Annotated in this window: 2 protein-coding genes; one reads left to right on the forward strand and one right to left on the reverse strand. The window is 32.1% G+C overall.

Going from position 1 to position 1056, the window contains the following annotated elements:
* A partial coding sequence (locus ACRC28_RS14125; RefSeq protein ID WP_438544087.1) for a hypothetical protein occupies nt 1-481 on the forward strand: 481 nt, incomplete at its 5' end.
* A gap of 105 nt (nt 482-586) precedes the next feature.
* Here the strand turns inward: ACRC28_RS14125 and ACRC28_RS14130 are convergent.
* The coding region (locus ACRC28_RS14130; RefSeq protein WP_438544088.1) for an FAD-dependent oxidoreductase at nt 587-1056 on the reverse strand (470 nt) is incomplete at its 5' end.

Genomic DNA, 1056 nt, shown 5'->3' on the forward strand with positions numbered 1-1056 from the left:
TAGCTACCTTGTAGTTAACATTCACTCTTTAAAAACTAATAAAAAAGGTAAATCTCTAAAACAAAACCTTGGAAACATAGTTTTAAATGAAGATATAAATGCACCAATCATCCATAAAAATGGCGATACTTTAGACAATAGAGCATCAAACCTAGAAGTTTTCAACAGAAATGCAATGAACGAAACAGAAATTGTGGATAATACTACAGTAGCTATAATCTTAAAAGATAAATCTGGAAACAAAATTGCAAAAACATTAATCTCAAAAGAAGACTTAAATGATGTAGTAACAGACTTCTACACATGGACACTTTACAAAACAAATAGAGAAACAACAGTAGTTGCAAATACACCAGAAGGAAGACTAAAACTAGATGTCCTTCTAATGAACCCAACATCAAAACAATATGTACACCACATAAACTTAAACCCACTAGACAATAGAAAAGCAAACTTAGAATTAAAAGAGATTATAGAATAGTTAATGGTAAAAAAAACCGAATTGGCAACGCCAACTCGGTTTTTCTTATTTTAAATTCGCCTAAGCGAATTTTTTCCTCAATTCTAAATTTTTCATTTTAAATTCTTAATTTCTCAAAAATTCATCTATCCCTCTAGCAGCTTCTTTCCCAGCTCCCATTGCTAATATTACTGTTGCTGCGCCTGTTACTGCATCTCCTCCTGCAAATACACCTTTTTTTGATGTTTCTCCAAGTTCTTTTGTTACAATACAGCCCCATTTGTTTTGCTCTAATCCTTTTGTTGTTGATGTTATAAGTGGATTTGGTGATGTTCCAAGTGACATTATTACTGTATCTACATCTAATGTAAATTCTGAATTTTCCACTTCTACAGGTCTTCTTCTTCCTGATGCGTCCGGCTCACCAAGCTCCATTTTCACACATTTCATTCCTGTTACAAATCCATTTTCATCACTTAATATTTCTGTTGGATTTGTTAGGATATCAAAAATTATTCCTTCTTCTTTTGCATGATGAATTTCTTCTTCTCTTGCTGGAAGTTCTGACATACTTCTTCTATATACTATATGAGTTT

The organism is Clostridium sp., from assembly GCF_051650885.1.
Lineage (GTDB): Bacteria > Bacillota > Clostridia > Clostridiales > Clostridiaceae > Clostridium.